Below are 7,154 nucleotides of genomic sequence, written 5' to 3'. Positions count from 1 at the left end.
GCCTCGACGCGGCGCATGACTCCACGCGACACACGCCTCGCCCGCGGCGCCTTCCTTCACGCGACCTTTCTCGAACGGGGAGTTCAACCATGCAGGCTATGCAAGCCATGCGGGATATGCGCGACATGCGCGAGGAAACCGGTGGCCACCTCAAGTCGCCGCGCGACACCTGGCAGCACCGGACCCACCGCGATATCCCGCCCCGAAATGCCGAAGGGCGGCGGGGCCCAGAGCCCCGCCGCCCTCGGACAGGCGGGCTGTTACGCGTCGCCCCCGGCCGCGCCCGGGTCGGCGGACGCGACGTCGAGCAACTGGTAGTGGTCGATGGCCTGCTTGAGGACCGAGCGGTCGACCTTGCCCTCCCGCGCCAGTTCCGTGAGGACGGCGACGACGATCGACTGGGCGTCGATGTGGAAGAAGCGGCGCGCGGCGCCCCGGGTGTCCGCGAAGCCGAACCCATCGGCACCGAGCGACTGGTAGGTACCGGGAACCCAGCGGGAGATCTGGTCGGGCACGGACCGCATCCAGTCGGAGACCGCGACGAACGGGCCTTGCGCGCCGGACAGCTTCTGTGTGACGTAGGGCGTGCGCTGCTCCTCTTCGGGGTGCAGCAGATTGTGGCGCTCTACTTCCACTGCCTCGCGGCGCAGTTCGTTCCACGAGGTCGCGGACCACACATCGGCCCGTACGTCCCACTCCTGCGCCAGGATCCGCTGGGCCTCCAGCGCCCAGGGGACGCCGACGCCCGAGGCCATGATCTGCGCCGGGAACGTGCCCGACGTCCCGGTGCTGATGCGGTGGATGCCCTTGAGGATGCCCTCGACGTCGACGTCGGCCGGCTCCGCGGGGTGCTGGATGGGCTCGTTGTAGACGGTGAGGTAGTAGAAGACGTTCTCGCCGGGCTTGCCGTCGTCGGTGGGGCCGTACATCCGGCGCAGGCCGTCCTTGACGATGTGCGCGATCTCGTAGGCGTAGGCCGGGTCGTAGGCGACGCAGCCGGGGTTCGTCGAGGCCAGCAGCTGCGAGTGGCCGTCGGCGTGCTGGAGACCCTCACCGGTCAGGGTGGTGCGGCCGGCGGTCGCGCCGAGGACGAAGCCCCGGGCCAACTGGTCGGCCATCTGCCAGAACTGGTCGCCGGTGCGCTGGAAACCGAACATCGAATAGAAGACGTAGACCGGGATCAGCGGCTCGCCGTGCGTCGCGTAAGCGGAACCCGCGGCGATCAGCGACGCCGTGCACCCGGCCTCCGAGATGCCGTCGTGCAGCATCTGGCCGGTCGGCGACTCCTTGTAGGCGAGCAGGAGTTCACGGTCGACGGACTCGTACTGCTGGCCGAGCGGGTTGTAGATCTTCGCACTCGGGAAGAAGGAGTCCATGCCGAAGGTGCGGTACTCGTCGGGGGCGATCAGCACGAAGCGCTTGCCGATCTCCTTGTCCCGCATGAGGTCCTTGAGGAGCCGGACGAACGCCATGGTGGTGGCGATCGACTGCTGACCGGAGCCCCGCTTCACACCCGCGTACGCCTTGTCGTCCGGGAGTTGCAGCGGCTTCGCGCGCACGACACGGGTGGGGACGTAACCGCCGAGCGACTTGCGGCGGTCGTGCATGTACTGGATCTCTTCGGAGTCGCGGCCGGGGTGGTAGTACGGCGGGGCGCCGCCCTCCAGCTGCGCGTCGGAGATCGGGATGTGCAGCCGGTCGCGGAAGCCCTTCAGGTCGTCGACCGTCAGCTTCTTCATCTGGTGCGTGGCGTTGCGGCCCTCGAAGTTCGGGCCGAGGGTCCAGCCCTTGACCGTCTGCGCGAGGATGACCGTCGGCTGGCCCTTGTGCTCCTTGGCCGCCGTGAACGCCGCGAAGATCTTCTTGTGGTCGTGACCGCCGCGTCCCAGGTGCAGGATCTGGTCGTCGGTCATGTTCTCGACCATGGCGCGCAGGCGGTGGTCGTCGCCGAAGAAGTGCTGACGGATGTACGAGCCGGGCTCGGTGGCGTAGGTCTGGAACTGGCCGTCGGGCGTGGTGTTCAACCTGTTGACCAGGACGCCGTCGCGGTCCTGCGCGAGCAGCGGGTCCCAACTGCGGTCCCAGACAAGCTTGATGACGTTCCAGCCGGCGCCGCGGAACTGGGACTCCAGCTCCTGGATGATCTTGCCGTTGCCGCGCACCGGGCCGTCGAGGCGCTGCAGGTTGCAGTTGACGACGAAGGTGAGGTTGTCGAGGCCTTCCCGGGCGGCGATGGAGAGCTGGCCGAGGGACTCGGGCTCGTCCATCTCGCCGTCGCCGAGAAAGGCCCACACGTGCGACTTGGAGGTCTCCGCGATGCTGCGGGCCTCCATGTAGCGGTTCATCCGGGCCTGGAAGATCGCGCCGAGAGGACCGAGCCCCATGGAGACGGTGGGGAACTCCCAGAAGTCCGGCATGAGGCGCGGATGCGGGTACGAGGAAAGGCCGTTGGGCGCCTTCGACTTCTCCTGGCGGAAGGCGTCGAGCTGGCCCTCGCTGAGGCGGTCCAGGAGGTACGCGCGGGCGTAGATGCCGGGCGAGGCGTGCCCCTGGAAGAAGATCTGGTCGCCGCCGTCGCCCTCGTCCTTGCCGCGGAAGAAGTGGTTGAAGCCCACGTCGTAGAGCGACGCGGAGGAGGCGAACGTGGCGATGTGCCCGCCGACGCCGATGCCGGGGCGCTGGGCGCGGGACACCATCACCGCGGCGTTCCACCGCGTGGCGTTGAGGACCTTGCGCTCGATCTCCTCGTTGCCGGGGAAGAACGGTTCGTCCTTGGTGGCGATCGTGTTGATGTAGTCCGTGCTGCGCATCTCGGGCACGGCCACGCGCTTCTCGCGGGCCCGCTCGATCAGTCGGAGCATCAGGTAGCGGGCTCGCTCACGGCCGCGTTCGTCGACTGCGGCGTCAAGGGAGTCGAGCCATTCCTGGGTCTCTTCTGGATCGAAGTCCGGGACCTGACTGGGAAGACCGCCAATGATGATCGGGTTGCGATCGGATCCGGAAGCCACGCTGTTCCTTCACTGTCGGTGATGCCACTGTTCCACTGTCGGATACGCCGTCGGGTACGCCGTTGTCCATCGTGTACCTCGGAATCGGAATCGTCATCTCTACCGAGAGGTAAACCGGAGGACCGGCGCGTGACCCTTTGGGCAGCGGTGAACGAATCGCAACGATACGCGCAGGTCGTTCACGTGTTCCGTGGGGCGGTGTGCGGGGCTGTTCGGCCCTGGTTACGCTCTGTGTCGGGGCAGGGCGGGCAAACCCGGCACAATGCTGTGGCGTACATCACCGGCCTGCGGGAATCCTTGACAGGAGTTGTGGTGGCACGGCCTGGAACGTCACCGTTTCGGCGGTCTCGACGGCCGGGTACTTGCGCGATCCGTCGCGCACGTGTGGACTACGGCCAACGCTTCGCGCGTGCGCGATGCTGCAGACAACTTCGTAAACATGATCAGGAGGCAATCCGTGAGCGCGACCGCGGACCACGCGGAGACGAACCTTGCCGTAAGGCTTGGTTTCCAGACCGACATGGTGGTCCAGGAGATCGGCTACGACGAGGACGTCGATCAGGAGCTCCGTGAGGCCATCGAGGCCACAACCACCACAGAGCTCGTCGACGAGGACTATGACGACGTGGCTGATGCCGTGGTGCTCTGGTTCCGTGAGGACGACGGGGACCTTACTGATGCGCTGGTGGACACCACCACGTACATCGAAGACGGCGGTTACATCCTGCTTCTGACGCCGAAGACCGGGCGGGACGGGTACGTCGAGCCGAGTGAGATCGGTGAGGCCGCCACGACCGCCGGGCTCTCGCAGACCAAGGGCGTCAGCGTGGGCAAGGACTGGACCGGGAGCAGGCTGGTGACGCCGAAGACGGCAGCCAAGAAGCGGTAGCCGTCCGGAGGATCGGGAACCCCACGTGAGGCCCCGCGGGCACGAGAGTGCGCCCGCGGGGCCTCACGCATGGGCCCGGCCGACGGGCGGTGGCCGGCGCTTTCACGCCGCCAACTAGGCTGAAGCCACCCGAACAGCCCCACCGAAGGGAAGCTTCACCATGGCGATCGAGGTCGGCACCAAGGCTCCGGAGTTCGAGCTCAAGAATCAGCACGGTGAGACCGTGAAGCTCTCGGACTACCGCGGTGAGAAGAACGTGGTGCTGCTCTTCTACCCGTTCGCTTTCACCGGGGTCTGCACCGGCGAGCTGTGCGCGCTCCGCGACGAGCTCCCGAAGTTCGTCAACGACGATGTGCAGCTGCTCGCCGTCTCGAACGATTCGCCGTTCACGCTGCGCGTATTCGCCGAGCAGGAGGGTCTTGAGTACCCGCTGCTGAGCGACTTCTGGCCGCATGGCGAGGCGTCGCGCGCGTACGGCGTCTTTGATGAGGAGAAGGGCTGCGCGGTGCGCGGCACCTTCATCATCGACAAGGAGGGCGTGGTCCGCTGGACTGTCGTCAACGGTCTGCCGGACGCCCGTGACCTGAACGAGTACGCCAAGGCGCTCGACGCCCTGTAAGCACTCCTCAGGGACGACACCCTGCTGGAAGCCTCGCGGGGGGCGGGAACCCCTCACTAGGATCCAGACGTTGATCCGGTACCAGACGCACTACGGGGCTCCCCGCCCCCAGACCATAGGGAGGACTCGTGGGAGTCAGCCTCAGCAAGGGCGGCAACGTATCGCTGAGCAAGGAGGCCCCTGGCCTCACGGCGGTCGTCGTGGGCCTGGGTTGGGACGTCCGTACCACCACCGGTACGGACTTCGACCTCGATGCCAGCGCCATCCTGACCAACGCGGAGGGCAAGGTCCGCAACGACCAGGACTTCGTGTTCTTCAACAATCTGAAGAGCGCGGACGGCTCGGTCGAGCACACCGGTGACAACACCACCGGTGAGGGCGAGGGCGACGACGAGCAGGTCAAGGTCAACCTCGCGACGGTTCCGGCCGACGTCGACAAGATCGTGTTCCCGGTCTCGATCTACGACGCCGAGAACCGCCAGCAGTCCTTCGGCCAGGTGCGCAACGCGTTCATTCGCGTCGTGAACCAGACGGGCGGCACGGAGATCGCCCGCTACGACCTCTCCGAGGACGCCTCCACCGAGACCGCCATGGTCTTCGGTGAGCTGTACCGGAACGGGGCGGAGTGGAAGTTCCGCGCCGTCGGTCAGGGCTACGCGTCGGGCCTGCGCGGCATCGCGCAGGACTTCGGCGTCAACGTCTGACCGCAGTACAGCACTACGTTCACCCGTCCGGCGCCGCACTCCCAGTGCGGCGCCGGACGCGCTCGATCACAGAAAACGCCGTACACGCCGTACACCGGGGAGGACCAGGATCATGGGCGTCACGCTCGCCAAGGGAGGCAATGTCTCCCTCTCCAAGGCCGCACCGAACCTCACGCAGGTCCTAGTCGGGCTCGGCTGGGACGCACGCTCCACCACCGGAGCCGACTTCGACCTGGACGCCAGCGCGCTGCTGTGCAGCGGCGGCCGGGTCATGGGCGACGAGTGGTTCATCTTCTACAACCAGCTGACGAGCCCCGACGGCTCGGTCGAGCACACCGGTGACAACCTCACCGGTGAGGGCGAAGGTGACGACGAGTCGCTCATCGTCGACCTCTCCAAGGTGCCGGCCACCTGCGACAAGATCATCTTCCCGGTGTCGATCCACGACGCGGACAACCGCGGCCAGACCTTCGGCCAGGTCAGCAACGCGTTCATCCGGGTGGTGAACCAGGCCGACGGCCAGGAGCTCGCTCGCTACGACCTCTCCGAGGATGCCTCCACCGAGACCGCGATGATCTTCGGGGAGCTTTACAGGTATGGCGGGGAGTGGAAGTTCCGTGCCGTCGGGCAGGGGTACGCGTCCGGACTCCGCGGCATCGCTCTAGACTTCGGAGTCAACGTTTCTTAAAGCGTTGCTAAAGCCGTGCACGGAGCGGGGGAGCCCCGTACAACCAGCACGGGGAAACCCGTACACACAATGGGGTAGCCAGTGGTTCTGAAAACCTTCGGCTGGTCGTTCGCGATCACCGTGCTCGGATTGATCGCGGCGGTGTTCTACGACGGATGGACCGCGCTCGGGGTCGTCGCGATCCTCGCCATCATGGAGATCTCGCTGTCGTTCGACAACGCGGTGGTCAACGCCGGGATCCTGAAGAAGATGAATGCCTTCTGGCAGAAGATCTTCCTCACGATCGGCGTGCTGATCGCCGTGTTCGGTATGCGCCTGGTCTTTCCTGTCGTGATCGTCGCGATCAGCGCCAAGATGGGGCCGGTCGAGGCGGTGGACCTCGCGTTCAACCAGCCCGACCGCTACCAGCAACTGGTCACGGACGCGCACCCGTCCATCGCCGCCTTCGGTGGCATGTTCCTGTTGATGATCTTCCTCGACTTCATTTTCGAGGACCGGGACATCAAGTGGCTCGGCTGGCTGGAGCGCCCGCTCGCCAAGCTCGGCAAGGTCGACATGCTGTCGGTCTGCATCGCGCTGATCGTGCTCCTCGTCTGCGCCCTCACCTTCGCCGTCCACGCGCACCAGCACGGTGGTGTGCACGCGGACAAGCAGTCGACGGTGCTCATCTCCGGCGTCGCGGGTCTGATCACGTACCTCGTGGTCGGCGGGCTCTCCGGCTTCTTCGAGAACCGTCTCGAAGAAGAGGAGGAACGCGAGCACGAGGCCGAGGAGAAGGCCGCCCGCGAGGGCAAGCCGAAGTCGGCCGTGGTGCTGGCCGGGCAGGCCGCGTTCTTCATGTTCCTCTACCTCGAGGTCCTGGACGCGTCGTTCTCCTTCGACGGTGTGATCGGCGCCTTCGCCATCACCAACGACATCGTCCTGATGGCGCTCGGCCTCGGTATCGGCGCCATGTACGTCAGGTCGCTCACGGTCTACCTGGTCCGCCAGGGCACCCTGGACGACTACGTGTACCTGGAGCACGGCGCGCACTACGCGATCGGCGCGCTCGCCGTGATCCTGCTGGTCACCATTCGCTACGAGATCAACGAGATCATCACGGGTCTCATCGGCGTCGTCCTGATCGCCTGGTCGTTCTGGTCGTCGGTGCGCCGCAACAAGCGGATCGCGGCCGAAGAGGGCAACTCGGGAAGCCCGGACAAGAGTGAGGTCACGTCCGGGGTCTGACCGGAACATGGGACCCGGT

Annotated in this window: 6 protein-coding genes; 5 read left to right on the top strand and 1 reads right to left on the bottom strand. The window is 66.3% G+C overall.

Annotated elements, in window-relative coordinates:
• Positions 1 to 260 precede the first annotated feature (260 nt).
• On the bottom strand, positions 261 to 3,008 hold the full coding sequence (gene aceE, locus AB0J02_RS01380) for a pyruvate dehydrogenase (acetyl-transferring), homodimeric type (protein WP_363191442.1): 2,748 nt from the start codon (positions 3,006 to 3,008) through the stop codon (positions 261 to 263).
• Between the two features lie 457 nt (positions 3,009 to 3,465).
• Between aceE and AB0J02_RS01375 the strand changes: the two genes are divergently transcribed.
• The 5 genes from AB0J02_RS01375 to AB0J02_RS01355 all read left to right on the top strand — a co-directional run bounded on the left by AB0J02_RS01375 (position 3,466) and on the right by AB0J02_RS01355 (position 7,135).
• The gene (locus AB0J02_RS01375; protein WP_324776036.1) at positions 3,466 to 3,897 is read left to right on the top strand and encodes a DUF3052 domain-containing protein; all 432 of its coding nucleotides are present in this window, start codon (positions 3,466 to 3,468) and stop codon (positions 3,895 to 3,897) included.
• A gap of 160 nt (positions 3,898 to 4,057) precedes the next feature.
• Positions 4,058 to 4,516 (top strand): peroxiredoxin, encoded by a 459-nt coding sequence (locus tag AB0J02_RS01370; RefSeq protein WP_363191441.1) that lies wholly within the window; start codon positions 4,058 to 4,060, stop codon positions 4,514 to 4,516.
• A 128-nt stretch (positions 4,517 to 4,644) separates the two neighbouring features.
• A complete protein-coding gene (locus AB0J02_RS01365; protein ID WP_164302946.1) occupies positions 4,645 to 5,220 on the top strand; it encodes a TerD family protein in 576 nt (191 codons plus the stop codon).
• Positions 5,221 to 5,332: 112 nt separating this feature from the next.
• Complete coding sequence (locus tag AB0J02_RS01360; protein ID WP_363191440.1) at positions 5,333 to 5,908, top strand: TerD family protein; 576 nt, start codon at positions 5,333 to 5,335, stop codon at positions 5,906 to 5,908.
• An 81-nt stretch (positions 5,909 to 5,989) separates the two neighbouring features.
• Complete coding sequence (locus AB0J02_RS01355) at positions 5,990 to 7,135, top strand: DUF475 domain-containing protein (RefSeq protein ID WP_363191439.1); 1,146 nt, start codon at positions 5,990 to 5,992, stop codon at positions 7,133 to 7,135.
• Positions 7,136 to 7,154: the final 19 nt, after the last annotated feature.

This window comes from Streptomyces sp. NPDC050264 (genome assembly GCF_040655895.1).
Classification (GTDB): Bacteria; Actinomycetota; Actinomycetes; order Streptomycetales; family Streptomycetaceae; genus Streptomyces.
Note: the sequence above shows the minus strand (reverse complement) of the source record. Positions and strands in the feature narration are given on the sequence as shown.